The sequence below is a fragment of the Pseudovibrio sp. WM33 genome (assembly GCF_001623165.1).
Classification (GTDB): Bacteria; Pseudomonadota; Alphaproteobacteria; order Rhizobiales; family Stappiaceae; genus Pseudovibrio.
Window position 1 is genome coordinate 2,511 of record NZ_LMCK01000147.1, and the last position, 804, is coordinate 3,314.

At 55.2% G+C, this 804-nt stretch carries 1 protein-coding gene; it reads left to right on the plus strand.

Translation table 11 applies throughout. The annotated features are described in order from the left end of the window. The first annotated feature begins 123 nt into the window (after nt 1-123). The gene (locus PsWM33_RS25205) at nt 124-756 is read left to right on the plus strand and encodes a DUF2460 domain-containing protein (protein ID WP_063302062.1); all 633 of its coding nucleotides are present in this window, start codon (nt 124-126) and stop codon (nt 754-756) included. Nucleotides 757-804 lie beyond the last annotated feature (48 nt).

The following is an 804-nucleotide window of genomic DNA, read 5'->3' on the forward strand; positions in this document are numbered from 1 at the left end:
TGGGCGGCGCAACAGATAAGCCGTATTGGCGGCAACACAGGGCTTATCTGATTTTTTCTTGCGTATCCTTGCCCGAAAACCGGGAGCCACTTTTCGGGAATACGCGGTAGGAATGGGGCAGTTATGCTGGAAGAATTTCATGACACACGGTTTCCGCCAGATATCTCGTTAGGGGCACGCGGTGGGCCGGAACGTAAAACGCAAGTTGTGGTGCGTGCCAACGGCCGGGAGACGCGCAATCAGCAATGGGCAGATAGCCGGAGGCGATACAACGCGGCTAAGGGTGTTCGCTCTGTCAATGATCTTCATAAGGTGGTGGAGTTCTTTGAAGAACGGCGCGGGCGCATGTTTGCGTTTCGCTGGAAGGATTGGGCAGATTTTAAGAGCTGCCCGCCCGGTGATGCAATCAGTGCCACTGATCAGGTGTTAGGTGTTGGGGATGGCGTGCAAAAGGAATTCCAGCTTGTGAAGACCTACGGCGCAACCTTCCAGCCATACACCCGCAAGATCCTTTTGCCTGCAGACACTGCACCGGTTGTGGTGGCCGTGGGCGGTGCTCCGGCCGTGGGGTTTGTGCTTGATGAGACTTCCGGCCTGATCACATTTGCTTCTGCCCCGCCTGCAGGTGAGGACGTTACAGCGGGTTTTGAGTTTGATGTTCCTGCCCGCTTTGATGCTGACATGCTGGAACTGACACTAAACGCCCATGTACAGGGCAGCGTGACCAATATTCCAATTGTTGAGGTGCTGTTATGAGACAGCTTAATCCAGCCCTTGCAGAGCACCTGCAGGGCAACTGCACCA

Bases quoted from the DNA above. Each gene is read 5' to 3' on its own strand.
- PsWM33_RS25205 (WP_063302062.1), top strand. From the start codon at position 124: ATGCTGGAAGAATTTCATGACACACGGTTTCCGCCAGATATCTCGTTA.